Consider the following 14,944-nt stretch of genomic DNA (forward strand, 5'->3'; position numbering starts at 1 on the left):
TCCATGGTCTACGTGTCCTATTGTTCCAATGTTTACGTGTGGCTTATTTCTTTCAAATTTTGCCTTTGACATTTTTGTTTCCTCCCTTGTTTACATTAATTTTCAATTATTATTTTGATTTTGAATATATGTATTTAAGCAAAAGCTAATATAATTAGCTTTTTGCTTAAAGATAATTTTAATTTTTACTTCCTATTACTTGTTCCTGAATGCTCTTTGGAGTTTCTTCATAGTGATCAAACTCCATAGCATATACACCTCTACCTTGAGTTCTAGATCTAAGTGTAGTAGCATATCCAAACATTTCAGCTAGTGGTACAAAAGCTCTTATAACTTGAGCTCCTGCTCTAGCTTCCATACCTTCAATTCTTCCTCTTCTAGAGTTAAGATCTCCTATAACGTCTCCCATGTACTCTTCAGGTACAGTTACCTCAACCTTCATCATTGGTTCTAAAAGTACTGGGTCTGCCTTAGCCATAGCATTTTTAAATGCCATTGATCCAGCTATCTTGAAGGCCATTTCAGATGAGTCTACATCATGGTAAGAACCATCATATAGCTTAACCTTGAAGTTCATAACTTCATATCCTCCAAGTATACCGCTCTGAGCAGCTTCTCTTATACCATTATCTATAGCAGGAATGTATTCTTTTGGAATAACTCCACCAACTATAGCATTTTCAAATTCATATTCGCCTTGAGTTGGTATCATTTCTATCCAGCAATGACCATATTGACCACGACCACCAGACTGTCTTACAAACTTACCTTCAGCTTTAACAGCTTTTCTGATAGTTTCTTTATAAGCAACTTGTGGAGCACCAACATTACATTCTACTTTAAACTCTCTTTGAAGTCTGTCAACAATTATCTCAAGGTGAAGCTCACCCATACCAGCTATAATTGTTTGACCAGTTTCTTGATCTGTATAAGTTTTAAATGTTGGGTCTTCTTCAGCAAGCTTAGCAAGTGCAATACCCATTTTTTCTTGGCCAGCCTTTGTTTTTGGCTCAATAGCTACTCTTATAACTGGCTCTGGGAATTCCATGCTTTCAAGAATTATTGGATGAGTTTCTACACATAGAGTATCTCCAGTAGTAGTATCTTTTAATCCAACAATAGCTCCTAAATCTCCTGCTCTTAATTCTTCAACTTCTTCTCTGTGATTAGCATGCATTTTAACAAGTCTGCCTAGTCTTTCTTTCTTACCCTTTGTAGAGTTAATTACATAGCTACCGCTTGTCATAACACCAGAATAAACTCTTGTAAATGCTAATCTTCCAATAAATGGGTCAGTTGCTATTTTAAATGCTAATGCTGACATTGGAGCGTTATCATCTGCAGGTCTTTCATCCTCTTCACCAGTATCTGGATTTACACCCTTAATTGCAGGTATGTCTAAAGGTGATGGCATATATGCAACAACTGCATCTAACATTTCTTGAACACCTTTATTTTTATATGATGAACCACATATAACTGGTACAAGAGTATTAGCTATAACTGCTTTTCTTATAGCTTTATAAAGCTCTTCTTCAGTTATTTCTTCTCCTTCAAGGTATTTCATCATAAGTTCTTCATCTGTATCTGCAACAGCTTCTACCATTGCTGCTCTGTATTCAGCTGCTTGCTCCTTAAGATTATCAGGAATTTCCACTTCCTCAATTTCGGTTCCAAGGTCATTTTTATGTAGTATTGCTACATTTCTTATTAGATCAACCATACCTACAAATTCTGATTCTTGACCTACTGGTATTTGAATTGGAACAGCATTTGCTTTTAATCTGTCTCTTAATGTTTGAACACAACGGAAGAAATCTGCTCCTGTTGCATCCATCTTATTTACATATACCATTCTTGGTACTCCATACTTATCTGCCTGTCTCCATACGGTTTCAGTTTGTGGTTCAACCCCACTTTTTGCATCAAGTACTGTAACTGCACCATCTAGTACTCTTAATGATCTTTCTACTTCAACTGTAAAGTCTACGTGTCCAGGTGTGTCAATAATATTTATCGCATGACCTTTCCATTGGCAGGTTGTTGCTGCTGAAGTAATTGTTATACCTCTTTCCTGCTCCTGCACCATCCAGTCCATTGTAGCTGCGCCTTCATGAACTTCACCAATTTTATGTGTTTTTCCTGTATAAAACAGAATACGTTCAGTTGTTGTGGTTTTACCAGCATCAATATGTGCCATAATACCTATGTTTCTGAACTTTTCTAACGGAAACTGTCTAGCCACTCTTTTTCCTCCTCTCGATGCTTATAATTTATTAAAATTCTAAATTTTATAAAACTGTTTTGGCAAAGCCAAAACAGTTTCAATATTAATATCTGTAATGAGCGAAAGCCTTATTCGCTTCAGCCATCTTATGCATATCTTCTCTCTTCTTAACAGCAGCTCCAGTGTTATTAGCCGCATCCATTAGCTCACCAGCTAACTTAAGATACATGTACTTTTCGCCTCTTTTTCTAGCTGCTTCAAGTAAATGTCTTATTCCTAGAGTCTGTCTTCTCTCTGGTCTAACTTCCATTGGAACTTGGTAAGTAGCTCCACCTATTCTTCTTGCTTTTACCTCAAGTAGTGGCATTATGTTGTTCATTGCTGCTTCAAAAACTTCTAAAGCATCTTTTCCTGTTCTTTCAGCTATTAAAGCGAAAGCATCATAAGCAACTTTTTGAGCTACTCCTCTTTTACCATCTACCATTATATTGTTTATTAGTTTAGTAACAACCTTGCTATTATATATTGGATCTGGTAATACATCTCTTTTAGCTACATATCCTTTTCTTGGCACTTTGCTTCCCTCCTTAACATTTAATATTTAAGTTCATCGGTACTCGGTATTTACTACCGACAAGTGCTCTGTACTTCAAAATTTATTAATATTATATATAAATGCTGAAGACTTTGCACTATCAGTTTTAAGAAACTACTTCTTAGCTTTTGGTTTCTTTGCACCATACTTAGATCTTCCTTGTAATCTGTTAGCTACTCCAGCTGAGTCTAATGCTCCTCTGATAATGTGGTATCTAACACCAGGAAGGTCCTTAACTCTACCACCTCTTATAAGAACTACACTGTGCTCTTGTAAGTTGTGTCCTATTCCAGGAATATAAGCTAGAACTTCATATCCGTTAGTAAGTCTAACCTTTGCTATTTTTCTAAGAGCTGAGTTAGGCTTCTTTGGAGTAGTAGTTTTAACTACTGTACACACACCTCTTTTTTGTGGTGATCCTTTAAGTGCTGGTGCTGTAGATTTCTCTGCAACGTCTTTTCTGCCCTTTCTTACTAATTGGCTAATAGTTGGCATATTTACACCTCCTTTAAATTTGTGCTATATAAATTAGTTATTAACATAATTTAATCTTTAAGCAACACCGCTGTTGCGGCTCCAACATCTATACCGCAAAGTCTGCCTAAATCTTTCATGGTGTTAACATATTGAATTTCTAGGGAATTTTCTTTTGCTAGTTTAACCACAGGCTCAATTAACTTTGTATCTGCATCGATAGCTGCATATAATGTTTTAGCTTCACCATTTTTAATAGCCTTTATACTTTGCTTTAATCCTACAACTTTTTTACCTACTAGCCTTTCTACCATAGTGCAACCCCCTAAAATAATTTCACAGGGATATAAGTAATATACCTATATCCCTAAGAAATCACACAAATTGTATTTTATCATTTTAGTTCTATTCTGTCAACAAACTAAATATAATCATATAAATTAAGCTTCAACAGCTGTTTCTTTATCAGCATTACTTTTCTCGGTATTAATTCTTATAGATCTATACCTGGTCATACCAGTACCTGCAGGTATAAGCTTACCAATAAGAACATTTTCTTTTAATCCAACTAATGGATCTATCTTACCCTTAATTGCTGCATCAGTTAGAACTCTTGTAGTTTCTTGGAAAGAAGCAGCTGATAAGAAGGATTCTGTAGCAAGAGCTGCTTTAGTTATACCTAAAAGCGCAACTTTTCCTTCCGCAGGCTTTCCACCTAAGGCTTCAACTCTCGCATTCTCTTCCTCGAAATCAAAAATATCAATCATTGTACCTGGAAGTAAATCAGTATCTCCTGATTCTTCTATTTTTATCTTTCTAGTCATCTGTCTAATAACTACCTCCAAGTGTTTATCATTAATATCAACACCCTGTAGTCTATAAACTTTCTGAACTTCCGAAAGTAAATAATTTTTAACTCCATTTACTCCCTTAATTCTTAAAATATCATGTGGATTAACTGAACCTTCAGTTATTTCATCTCCAGCACCTATTACATCACCATTATTTACCCTTAATCTTGAACCGAATGGTATATCATAGCTGTGTTCTTCTCCTGTTTCAGTTGTCACATAAACAATTCTCTTCTTTTTAGTTTCTTCAATTCTAATTATTCCTGCAACTTCGCTAACAATTGCAAGACCTTTTGGTTTTCTAGCTTCAAATAATTCTTCAACTCTTGGAAGACCTTGAGTAATATCTGCACCAGCAACTCCACCTGTATGGAATGTTCTCATTGTAAGCTGTGTTCCAGGTTCTCCTATGGATTGAGCAGCGATTATACCAACAGCTTCACCATTGTTTATTTTTTCAGCTGTAGCCATGTTCATTCCATAACATTTTGCACATACTCCAAACTTTGCCTTACAAGTGAATACAGACCTTATTTTTACTTTATTTATACCTGCTTTTTCTATTTTTTCAGCCATATAAGCATCCATGTAAGTATCCTTTGGAACCAAAACTTCCCCTGTTTCAGGATGAATTATGTCTTCTGCACTATATCTGCCTGTAAGTCTTTCATTTAAAGACTCAATAATTTCATTTCCTTCTCTAATTTCAGATACTTCCAAGCCTTCTGTACTTCCGCAATCTTCACTTCTTACTATAACATCTTGGCTTACATCAACAAGTCTTCTTGTTAAATATCCAGAGTCTGCTGTCTTAAGAGCTGTATCCGCATTACCTTTTCTAGCACCGTGAGTAGATATAAAATATTGCAGAACGTCAAGACCTTCTCTGAAGGAAGCTCTAATTGGAAGCTCAATAATCTTACCTGATGGATTAGCCATAAGTCCTCTCATACCTGCAAGCTGCTTAATCTGGCTCTTTGAACCTCTCGCACCTGAATCTGCCATCATAAATATCGGATTGAACTTATCCAAGCTATCCATAAGTGCATCTGCTACATCTTCTGTAGTTTTACTCCAGGTTTCAATAACTCTTTCATATCTTTCTTCTTCTGATATGAAGCCTCTTCTGTACATTTTTTCAATTTTATCTACTGCAGCATCTGCTTCTTCAAGAAGTTTCTTCTTTTCTTGCGGAACTATCATATCAGAAGTAGAAACAGTAATAGCCCCTATAGTTGAATAATGGTAACCCTTAGCCTTTATATTATCAAGCATTATAGATGTTTGACTAGTACCATACTTCATATAACATTTGTCTATTATTTTACCGAGATTTTTCTTATTAACTAAAAAGTCAACCTCTAGTTTAAACTCATTTTCAGGAAGGCTTCTATCTACAAAACCTAAGTCCTGCGGAATTGATTCATTAAAAATTATTTTCCCTGGTGTAGTAGTTATTATTCCACTTCTTTTTACACCATCAATAATCTTAGTCATCTTAACCTTAATTTTAGCATGAAGCTCTACTTCTCCAAGCTGATAGGCCATAAGAACTTCTTCGACGGAATGGAACTCTTTACCTTCTCCCTTGGCTCCTTCTTTATCCATAGTTAGATAATAAGAACCAAGTACCATGTCCTGTGTAGGAACGCTTACTGGTTTACCGTCAGATGGCTTTAAAATATTATTTGCAGCCAGCATTAAAAATCTAGCCTCTGATTGAGCTTCTACAGATAACGGAACATGCACTGCCATCTGGTCTCCATCAAAGTCAGCATTATACGCTGTACATACAAGAGGATGAAGCTTAATAGCTCTGCCTTCAACCAATACCGGCTGGAATGCCTGTATACCAAGTCTATGAAGAGTAGGAGCACGATTTAAAAGAACTGGATGATGTTCTATTACTTCTTCAAGTACATCCCAAACTTCAGTCTGAACTCTTTCAACCATTCTCTTTGCACTCTTAATATTATGTGCAACTCCACTTTCTACAAGCTTCTTCATTACAAATGGCTTAAATAACTCTAGTGCCATTTCCTTTGGAAGTCCGCATTGATACATCTTTAATTCAGGTCCTACAACTATAACGGAACGTCCTGAATAGTCAACACGCTTTCCAAGAAGATTTTGTCTAAATCTTCCTTGCTTACCTTTTAACATATCTGAAAGTGATTTTAAAGGTCTGTTTCCAGGTCCTGTAACTGGTCTTCCTCTTCTGCCATTATCAATTAAAGCGTCAACTGCTTCCTGAAGCATTCTTTTTTCGTTTCTTACAATTATATCTGGTGCTCCTAAATCAAGCAGCTTCTTAAGTCTGTTATTTCTGTTTATAACTCTTCTATATAAATCGTTCAAGTCTGAAGTAGCAAACCTGCCTCCATCTAATTGAACCATTGGTCTTAAATCCGGAGGAATAACAGGAATAACATCTACTATCATCCACTCTGGTCTATTTCCTGACTTTCTAAAGGATTCAACTACTTCCAATCTTCTTATAATTCTTATTCTTTTTTGACCATTAGCATCCTTTAATTCTCTTTTCAATTCCTGTGATAAGAGTTCTAAATCTATCTCTTGAAGTAATATCTTTACTGATTCAGCACCCATTCCAGCAACAAAGCTTTCATAGCCATATTTATCTACAGCTTCTCTATATTCTTTTTCATTTAGAAGCTGTTTCTTTAATAATGGTGTTTCTTTAGGGTCTAAAACTACATAGGATGCAAAATAGAGAATCTTTTCTAAAGACCTTGGAGACATATCCAAAATAAGACCCATACGTGATGGTATACCTTTAAAATACCATATATGAGATACTGGGGCAGCAAGTTCTATATGCCCCATTCTCTCACGTCTTACTTTAGCCTTTGTAACCTCAACTCCGCATCTGTCGCAAACTATACCCTTATATCTAACTCTTTTATACTTACCACAATGACATTCCCAGTCCTTCTGAGGTCCAAATATTCTTTCACAGAATAGACCATCTCTTTCTGGTTTTAACGTCCTGTAATTAATAGTTTCTGGTTTTTTAACCTCACCTCTTGACCATTCTCTAATCTTTTCTGGTGAAGCTAATCCTATCTGTATGGCATCAAAATTATCTAAATCAAACAAGGGTACATCCTCCCTTCAAATTAGTGTTCATCATTAAAATCATCTAGCTCTAAATCATCTCCAAAGCTATCTAATGGAAGGTCATCATAATCTAAATCTACGTCTTCTTCAATATCATCATCTGTTTCAAAGTATTCTTCACTTGGAGCAGGTGGAACAAAGTCTTCTGTACCCTCCATATTGACATCTAGTTCCTCTAATTCTTCTTCTACAGATTCTTTAAGCTTAACTTCCTGATTATTATCATTAAGAACTTTTACATCTAAACATAAAGCTTGTAATTCCTTGATAAGAACCTTGAAAGATTCAGGAACTCCTGGTTCTGGTATATTTTCACCTTTAACGATTGATTCGTAAGTCTTAACTCTACCGACAACGTCATCTGATTTAACTGTTAATATTTCCTGTAAAGTATAAGCAGCACCATAAGCCTCTAATGCCCAAACTTCCATCTCACCAAACCTCTGGCCACCAAACTGAGCTTTACCTCCTAGAGGCTGTTGAGTAACTAAGGAGTAAGGACCAGTTGAACGTGCGTGAATCTTATCATCAACAAGGTGCGCAAGCTTTAAGATATACATGTAGCCTACTGTAACTCTGTTATCAAAAGGTTCCCCGGTTCTTCCATCATAGAGAATTGTTTTACCGTCTGCATCATAACCAGCCTTTTGAAGACATTCTGTAATATCTTCTTCAGTAGCTCCATCAAATACAGGAGTAGCAATATGCCAACCTAAGTTAGCCGCTGCCCATCCTAAGTGAACTTCTAATACCTGACCGATATTCATACGTGAAGGAACCCCAAGTGGATTTAAACATATTTCTAGTGGTCTTCCATCTGGTAAAAATGGCATATCTTCCTCTGGCAATACTCTAGATATAACACCTTTATTACCATGTCTTCCTGCCATCTTATCCCCAACAGATATCTTTCTCTTTTGAGCTATATAACATCTTACTAATTTATTAACTCCAGGAGGAAGTTCATCTCCGTTTTCTCTTGTAAATACTTTAACGTCAACAATTATACCTGCTTCACCGTGTGGAACTCTTAAAGAAGTATCTCTAACCTCTCTTGCTTTTTCTCCAAATATTGCACGTAGCAGTCTTTCTTCTGCAGTTAATTCTGTTTCTCCCTTTGGAGTAACTTTTCCTACAAGGATATCACCTGATCTAACTTCAGCTCCGATTCTGATTATACCTCTTTCATCTATATCTTTTAGAGCATCTTCGCCAACATTTGGAATATCTCTTGTTATTTCTTCTGGTCCTAACTTTGTATCTCTTGCTTCAGCTTCGTATTCTTCTATGTGTATAGATGTAAATACGTCATCAGCAACCAACCTTTCAGATATAAGCATAGCATCTTCGTAGTTATATCCTTCCCAGGTTATAAAACCTATTCGAATATTTTTACCTAATGCTATTTCTCCCATATCAGTTGATGGTCCATCAGCTAAAACTGTACCTACTTCAATTCTTTCACCTTTTGTTACTATCGGTTTTTGATTTATACAGGTTCCTTGATTGGATCTTTTAAACTTTAATAATCTATAAGTATCTGTTCCGCCATCAGAATCTCTCTTAACCCTTATTTCGTTAGCACTAACATAAGTAACTACACCAGCATTTTTAGCCTTTGGAAGAACTCCTGAATCTACTGCTGCCTTATACTCTATTCCTGTACCAACTACTGGAGCACTGGCTCTTAAAAGCGGAACCGCTTGACGCTGCATGTTCGATCCCATAAGAGCACGGCTGGCGTCATCATTTTCAAGGAAAGGAATCATAGCTGTAGCAACAGAAACTAACTGCCTTGGAGATACATCCATAAGGTCAACATCTTCTCTTGGAACAACTATAACTTCTTCCTTAGCTCTTACCGTAACTCTTTTATCAATGAATCTTCCTTCTTCATCTAAAGGTTCATTAGATTGAGCAATTAAATATTCATCTTCTTCGTTTGCTGTAAAATAAACTATTTTATTACTTACTTTACCTGTCTTTTTATCTACAACTCTATAAGGAGTTTCAATAAATCCATATTCATTAACTCTTGCATAAGTTGCAAGTGAATTTATAAGTCCTATATTAGGACCTTCAGGAGTTTCTATTGGACACATTCTACCATAGTGTGAATGGTGAACGTCTCTTACTTCAAATCCCGCTCTTTCTCTAGATAATCCTCCTGGACCTAGTGCAGAAAGCCTTCTCTTATGAGTAAGCTCAGAAAGAGGATTAGTTTGATCCATAAACTGAGACAGCTGTGAACTACCAAAGAATTCTTTTATAGCTGCTGCAACTGGCCTGATATTTATAAGAGCCTGTGGAGTTATTACTTCCTGGTCTTGAATAGTCATTCTTTCCTTAACTACTCTTTCCATTCTTGAAAGACCGATTCTAAATTGATTTTGTAAAAGTTCTCCTACAGATCTAAGTCTTCTATTACCTAAATGATCTATATCATCAACGTGACCAATATTGTACGCTAATCCTAATTCGTAACTGATAGTTGCAAATATATCATCTTTAATAATGTGTTTTGGTATCAATCTATGTATATTTTTCTTTATTTCTTCTTTTATAACATTTTCATCTGTATAGTTATCTAATATTTCCTTAAGTGTTGGGTAATGAACTAACTCTCTAATGTTAAGGTCTTCTACATTAAAATCCACTACCTTATCCAGCTTAACAAAATTGTTACCTATTACTCTGACAATTTTATCATCTACAACTATGTCTACAGAATTGATACCTGCATCTTGAATTTCAAGAGCTTTTTCTCTATCTATCTTTTCACCTTTTTGAAGTAATATTTCTCCTGTAAGAGGATGCACAATATCCTTAGCTGTTATTTGATTTGCTATTCTAAGGTGAAGAGCTAATTTTTTATTAAACTTATATCTTCCAACTCTGGACAAATCATATCTTTTTGCATCAAAGAATAACGAATCTATTAAAGATACAGCACTATCAACAGTTGGAGGCTCACCTGGTCTTAACCTTTTGTAAATTTCTAATAAAGCTTCTTCTTTTGTCTTAGTGCTATCTTTTTCAATTGTAGCTCTAAGCCTTTCTTCATCACCAAAAAATGTTGTAAGTTCATTATCGCTGCCATACCCCATAGCTCTCGCTAGGATAGTTATTGGAAGCTTTCTTGTTTTATCAATTCTTACATATATTACATCATTTGAGTCAGTTTCGTATTCAAGCCATGCACCTCTATTAGGTATTACAGTAGAGGCATAAAGTTTTTTTCCTGTTTTATCTACTGAATAACTATAATAAACTCCTGGTGACCTCACCAGCTGGCTTACTATGACTCTTTCTGCTCCATTAATTACAAAAGTACCCTGTTCAGTCATAAGAGGGAAGTCTCCCATAAAAACTTCCTGTTCTTTAACTTCTCCAGTTTCCTTGTTTAGAAGTCTGACTTTAACTTTTAATGGTGCTGCATAAGTAGCATCTCTCTCCTTGCACTCTTCGACAGAATACTTGATATTGTCTAAATCAAGTTTATAACCTACAAATTCAAGTACAAGATTACCAGTGTAGTCACTTATAGGGTTTATGTCATCAAAAACTTCTTGAAGACCTTCGTCTAAAAACCACTTATAAGAGTCTAACTGCACTTCGATTAAATTTGGCATATCTGCTACTTCTTTAAGTTTGGAAAAACTCATTCTTGTTCTCTTTCCAACTTGGACAGGATGTACCATGGATTATCACCCCTTACATAAAGTAAAAATAACCAAAAGCACATAATATCCCCTAGGATATAGTGCATTTGGAAAATCTCATATCATTCATCGTATTAGTATAACCAAGAATGTCAAAATAATTCATAATTTTTAAAATCAAGTAATAAATATTAAATATACTACTCCATTATTCAATAATCAATGCAATTAATTATGTTATCACAATAAGATATATATGTCAAGAAGAATAGCTAAAAAAAAGACACTTTGTAGAAAAGTGCCTTTTTAATATGTTGAATTACTTTATTTCAACTGTAGCTCCTACTTCAGCAAGTTTAGCTTTCATTGCTTCAGCATCTTCCTTGCTTACACCTTCTTTTAATGTCTTAGGAGCTCCATCAACTACTTCTTTAGCTTCCTTTAAGCCAAGACCAGTTAATTCTCTAACTACCTTTATAACCTTTATCTTTTCAGCACCAGCATTAGCTAATATTACATCAAATTCTGTCTTTTCTTCAGCAGCTGGAGCAGCAGCACCTGCAGCAACACCTGCAACTGCAACTGGAGCAGCAGCACTTACTCCAAATTCTTCTTCACATGCTTTTACTAACTCATTTAATTCTAAAACAGTCATATTCTTTATAGCTTGAATAATTTCTTCTCTTGTCATTTTAAGAGCACCTCCAAAATTTTTCATTCTTTTTACTATTCAGCTGAACCTTGTTTTTCAGCAATTGCATTTAATAAGTATGCAAGGTTTGATAACGGAGCCTTGAAGCTTCCAAGTAATTGAGCGATAAGAACTTCTCTTGATGGTATTGAAGCTAACTTTTCAACTCCCTTAGCATCGTATACGTCTCCCTCAACTATACCAGCCTTTAACTCAAGCTTCTTGTGAGTTTTTGCAAAATCATTAAGAATTCTAGCTGGTGCAGTTGCATCTTCATAACCAAAAGCAACAGATACTGGTCCTTCAAGATAAGGAACTATACCCTCTAAACCAAGTTCTCTAGCAGCTAATGTAGTTAAAGTATTTTTGTATACTTTATACTCAATTCCTGCTTCTCTTAACTTTTTTCTTAGTTCTGTATCTTCTTCAACAGTTAATCCTTGGTACTTAGCAAATACCATACCTTGAGCTTTTTGCATTTTATCTTTTATTTCAAGAACTTTAGCCTTTTTAATATCTAAATTATTACCCACTGTGTGTCCACCTCCTCACAGTCTAGAACTGCTTTATAAAATTAAAAATCTCTCCGCAGACGTGGAGAGACCAACAAATATCTATATTGGAACCCTCGGTAGGTTGGGAACTCCCTTTATGCATGTGCACCTACTGTCTACGGAATATTTACATATTTATTTATACAACTCTGATATTATATCAAAAGTTGCGATTAAAATCAATACTAATCTAACACCTTAGCTGGATTAATTTTTATTCCAGGCCCCATTGTGCTTGATATTGATACTGATTTAACATATTGTCCTTTTGCTGCTGCTGGCTTAGCCTTGATTATTGCTTCCATCATAGTACGGAAGTTATCTGCTAGTTTTTCAGCTCCAAAAGATCTCTTTCCGATTGGAACGTGAACTATAGCAGTTTTATCAACTCTATACTCAACTTTACCAGCTTTTATTTCAGCTATAGCTTTAGAAACATCAAATGTAACTGTTCCTGACTTTGGATTTGGCATTAAACCTTTAGGTCCAAGTATTCTACCAAGTCTTCCTACTACACCCATCATATCTGGAGTAGCAACAACTACATCATAGTCAAACCAATTTTCCTTCTGGATTTTATCAACTAGTTCTTCAGCACCAACGAATTCAGCACCTGCAGCTTGAGCTTCTCTAGCTTTATCGCCCTTAGCAAATACTAAAACCTTAACTGATTTACCAGTTCCATGAGGAAGTACAACAGCTCCTCTAACTTGTTGATCTGCATGTCTTGGGTCAACACCAAGTCTTACAGCAAGTTCTATAGTTTCATCAAACTTAGCTTTTGAAGTCTTTACAGCTAATTCAACAGCTTCAGCTACAGAATATAGAACACTTTTGTCAACAAGCTTAGCACTCTCTATATAATTCTTTCCCATTTTGCTAAACCTCCTTTGTGGTATTAACGGTTTTTACCTCCCACCGATAACGTAATATATACGTTTAAGTTGGTAGATATTAAACTCTAATTTGTATTATTCTTCAACAGTTATTCCCATGCTTCTAGCTGTTCCAGCTATCATGCTCATTGCAGCTTCTACTGATGCAGCATTTAAATCTGGCATCTTAGTTTCTGCAATTTCTCTAAGCTTGGCTTTTGAAATTTTAGCAACTTTATTCTTATTTGGCACACCAGAACCGCTCTCGATTCCAACTGCTTTCTTTAATAGAACTGCTGCTGGTGGAGTTTTTAGTATAAAACTAAAACTTCTGTCCTGATATACTGTAATAACAACTGGGATTATATATCCTGCTTGATTAGCAGTCTTTGCATTAAATTCCTTACAAAATCCCATGATGTTAACACCATGCTGACCAAGTGCTGGACCAACTGGTGGTGCTGGAGTTGCTTTTCCTGCAGGAAGTTGAAGCTTAATCATTCCTGTTACTTTTTTAGCCATGAGTTTACACCTCCTATAATGTGGTAATACGGACTTTTGTCCTCCCACTTATTAAGATTCAGGGATAACCTAAATCCTATAAGCCTTAGTCTAGTTTTTCCAATTGGTTGTATTCAAGTTCTGCAAGGGTTTCACGCCCAAACATATTAACTAGAACTTTCACTTTATGCTTCTCAGTATTTAATTCCTGAATTGTAGCAATAAAGTTTTCTAGAGGACCTGATACAACTTTAACAGTTTCTCCTACCTCAAGATCAATTACTACAGGTTTCTCTGTTACTCCCATAGTTTTAATCTCTTCATCGGTAAGTGGTACAGGCTTTGATCCTGGACCCACAAATCCTGTAACTCCTCTGGTATTTCTTACTATATACCAAGAATCATCGTTCATTATCATTTTAACAAGAACATACCCTGGGAATATCTTCTTTAGGGTAGTTTTCTTTTTACCATCTTTAATTTCAACCTGTTCTTCCATAGGAACCTGAATATCATGAATCAAATGATGAAAGTTTCTATTCTCTACAGTTTTTTCCAGGTTGGCTTTTACTTTATTCTCATACCCTGAGTATGTGTGAACCACATACCACCTAGCTCTCTCTGCCATAATCAAAGGGAAGGACTTATTTTTCCATCCCTACCTCCTTTTTAGTTTATTTGAAAATCAACTTGAAGAGGTTGCTGAACCCATAATCTAGTATTCCAACTACTATTACATAAATAACACAGAAGGTTACCACAGCTGCCAGTGCTTTTTTTAGTTCTTTTTTGGGTGCCCAAGTTATTCTCTTTGATTCTGCTTTAATACCACTAAAAAATCTTACAAAAATATTTGCATTTGATCCTTTAGCTTCCTTAACTTTCCCATTAACAGCCATTTTATCCACATCCTTAAAAATAATCTGTGTTACTTTGTCTCTCTATGAGATGTATGTTTGTGGCAGAATTTACAATACTTCTTCATTTCTAATCTATCTGGGTCATTCTTCTTATTTTTCATTGAATTATAATTTCTCTGCTTACACTCTGTACATGCTAGTGTTATTTTTACTCTCACAATCTACACCTCCGTCTCTTTATCATATCAAACCATCGATATTATATTTCCACAGTGCATTACCTAAATAATCTATCACAAGTTAACATTTATGTCAACAAGTTTAAAATTACCAAAATGCATCCATTAATATTATATCCACTTTTTAACTTTATAAAAGGACCAGGTCTAGAAACCCAGTCCCATTTTACTTAAATTAATTACTCAACTATTTTAGTAACAACACCTGAACCAACTGTTCTTCCGCCTTCTCTTATAGCGAATCTTAATCCTTCATCCATTGCTACTGGTGTTA

14 protein-coding genes and 1 other annotated feature are annotated in these 14,944 nt (G+C 35.4%); all 14 genes read right to left on the reverse strand.

What is annotated here, in order from left to right:
- Positions 1–178 precede the first annotated feature (178 nt).
- Positions 179–2,245 (reverse strand): elongation factor G, encoded by a 2,067-nt coding sequence (gene fusA / locus M2651_RS13795; protein WP_252132921.1) that lies wholly within the window; start codon positions 2,243–2,245, stop codon positions 179–181.
- Positions 2,246–2,330: 85 nt separating this feature from the next.
- Positions 2,331–2,801, reverse strand: coding sequence for a 30S ribosomal protein S7 (rpsG, locus tag M2651_RS13800; RefSeq protein WP_252132922.1), 471 nt, complete (start codon positions 2,799–2,801; stop codon positions 2,331–2,333).
- A 135-nt stretch (positions 2,802–2,936) separates the two neighbouring features.
- Entirely contained in the window at positions 2,937–3,317 is a 381-nt protein-coding gene (gene rpsL / locus M2651_RS13805) for a 30S ribosomal protein S12 (protein WP_252132923.1), read from the reverse strand.
- A 50-nt stretch (positions 3,318–3,367) separates the two neighbouring features.
- Entirely contained in the window at positions 3,368–3,610 is a 243-nt protein-coding gene (locus M2651_RS13810) for a ribosomal L7Ae/L30e/S12e/Gadd45 family protein (RefSeq protein WP_252132924.1), read from the reverse strand.
- A gap of 126 nt (positions 3,611–3,736) precedes the next feature.
- Complete coding sequence (gene rpoC / locus M2651_RS13815; RefSeq protein WP_252132925.1) at positions 3,737–7,267, reverse strand: DNA-directed RNA polymerase subunit beta'; 3,531 nt, start codon at positions 7,265–7,267, stop codon at positions 3,737–3,739.
- Positions 7,268–7,287: 20 nt separating this feature from the next.
- The gene (rpoB, locus tag M2651_RS13820; protein ID WP_252132926.1) at positions 7,288–10,989 is read right to left on the reverse strand and encodes a DNA-directed RNA polymerase subunit beta; all 3,702 of its coding nucleotides are present in this window, start codon (positions 10,987–10,989) and stop codon (positions 7,288–7,290) included.
- A gap of 280 nt (positions 10,990–11,269) precedes the next feature.
- A complete protein-coding gene (gene rplL, locus M2651_RS13825) occupies positions 11,270–11,641 on the reverse strand; it encodes a 50S ribosomal protein L7/L12 (RefSeq protein WP_252132927.1) in 372 nt (123 codons plus the stop codon).
- Positions 11,642–11,676: 35 nt separating this feature from the next.
- Positions 11,677–12,174, reverse strand: a complete 498-nt coding sequence (gene rplJ / locus M2651_RS13830; protein WP_350338306.1) for a 50S ribosomal protein L10 — start codon at positions 12,172–12,174, stop codon at positions 11,677–11,679.
- Positions 12,175–12,207: 33 nt separating this feature from the next.
- Positions 12,208–12,335: a sequence feature (ribosomal protein L10 leader region), on the reverse strand.
- A gap of 45 nt (positions 12,336–12,380) precedes the next feature.
- Positions 12,381–13,070: a 50S ribosomal protein L1 gene (gene rplA, locus M2651_RS13835; protein WP_252132928.1), complete on the reverse strand. Its 690-nt coding sequence runs from the start codon at positions 13,068–13,070 to the stop codon at positions 12,381–12,383.
- Positions 13,071–13,166: 96 nt separating this feature from the next.
- A complete protein-coding gene (gene rplK, locus M2651_RS13840) occupies positions 13,167–13,592 on the reverse strand; it encodes a 50S ribosomal protein L11 (RefSeq protein ID WP_252132929.1) in 426 nt (141 codons plus the stop codon).
- A gap of 85 nt (positions 13,593–13,677) precedes the next feature.
- On the reverse strand, positions 13,678–14,199 hold the full coding sequence (nusG, locus tag M2651_RS13845) for a transcription termination/antitermination protein NusG (protein ID WP_252132933.1): 522 nt from the start codon (positions 14,197–14,199) through the stop codon (positions 13,678–13,680).
- Positions 14,200–14,245: 46 nt separating this feature from the next.
- Complete coding sequence (gene secE / locus M2651_RS13850; protein ID WP_252132930.1) at positions 14,246–14,470, reverse strand: preprotein translocase subunit SecE; 225 nt, start codon at positions 14,468–14,470, stop codon at positions 14,246–14,248.
- Positions 14,471–14,499: 29 nt separating this feature from the next.
- Positions 14,500–14,649 (reverse strand): 50S ribosomal protein L33, encoded by a 150-nt coding sequence (gene rpmG / locus M2651_RS13855; protein ID WP_252132931.1) that lies wholly within the window; start codon positions 14,647–14,649, stop codon positions 14,500–14,502.
- Positions 14,650–14,849: 200 nt separating this feature from the next.
- The coding region (locus M2651_RS13860) for an EF-Tu C-terminal domain-related protein (RefSeq protein ID WP_491524974.1) at positions 14,850–14,944 on the reverse strand (95 nt) is incomplete at its 5' end.

Origin of the sequence: Clostridium caldaquaticum (assembly GCF_023806125.1) — a bacterium.
GTDB lineage: Bacteria > Bacillota > Clostridia > Clostridiales > Clostridiaceae > Clostridium_AT > Clostridium_AT caldaquaticum.

What these genes read in the sequence shown, in the direction of transcription:
- rpsL (WP_252132923.1), bottom strand. Translation starts at nt 3,317, where the DNA reads ATGCCAACTATTAGCCAATTAGTAAGAAAGGGCAGAAAAGACGTTGCA.
- M2651_RS13810 (WP_252132924.1), bottom strand. Translation starts at nt 3,610, where the DNA reads ATGGTAGAAAGGCTAGTAGGTAAAAAAGTTGTAGGATTAAAGCAAAGT.
- rpoB (WP_252132926.1), bottom strand. Translation starts at nt 10,989, where the DNA reads ATGGTACATCCTGTCCAAGTTGGAAAGAGAACAAGAATGAGTTTTTCC.
- rplL (WP_252132927.1), bottom strand. Translation starts at nt 11,641, where the DNA reads ATGACAAGAGAAGAAATTATTCAAGCTATAAAGAATATGACTGTTTTA.
- rplA (WP_252132928.1), bottom strand. Translation starts at nt 13,070, where the DNA reads ATGGGAAAGAATTATATAGAGAGTGCTAAGCTTGTTGACAAAAGTGTT.
- rplK (WP_252132929.1), bottom strand. Translation starts at nt 13,592, where the DNA reads ATGGCTAAAAAAGTAACAGGAATGATTAAGCTTCAACTTCCTGCAGGA.
- nusG (WP_252132933.1), bottom strand. Translation starts at nt 14,199, where the DNA reads ATGGCAGAGAGAGCTAGGTGGTATGTGGTTCACACATACTCAGGGTAT.
- secE (WP_252132930.1), bottom strand. Translation starts at nt 14,470, where the DNA reads ATGGCTGTTAATGGGAAAGTTAAGGAAGCTAAAGGATCAAATGCAAAT.